The organism is Campylobacter sp. US25a, from assembly GCF_004379075.1.
Classification (GTDB): Bacteria; Campylobacterota; Campylobacteria; order Campylobacterales; family Campylobacteraceae; genus Campylobacter_D; species Campylobacter_D jejuni.
This window is the reverse complement of record NZ_RYYM01000127.1, coordinates 1-285: the sequence shown is the minus strand read 5'-3', so window position 1 is coordinate 285 and position 285 is coordinate 1. Positions and strand designations below refer to the sequence as shown.

1 protein-coding gene is annotated in these 285 nt (G+C 28.8%); it reads right to left on the bottom strand.

Features of this window, described 5'->3' with window-relative positions; all coding sequences use genetic code 11:
- Positions 1–36: 36 nt before the first annotated feature.
- The coding region (locus tag ELQ12_RS10315; RefSeq protein WP_166739611.1) for a hypothetical protein at positions 37–285 on the bottom strand (249 nt) is incomplete at its 5' end.

Sequence of the window (285 nt, the reverse complement as noted above, 5' to 3'; positions counted from 1 at the left end):
AGTTTGTAGTATATTCTTTAATTATCTAAAATCAAATCATTTCTCATAAAAATATCGCCTGCAAGATTCTGCTAAACCCACTCCAAAAATTTGCCTAACTCCTTTTTTAGCCAGTCTTTCTTTATCATAAATCAAAGACCCAAAAGAAATGCTTACAAAAGGCACTTCCATATCAAACGAGCTTTTATTTTTATGAATAGGATTTTCACTATTAAGCGAAAAAAGTTGTTTTTTGCAATATTCTATCCATTTCATTTCTTGATTAGCATATTTGTTTTCATTGTG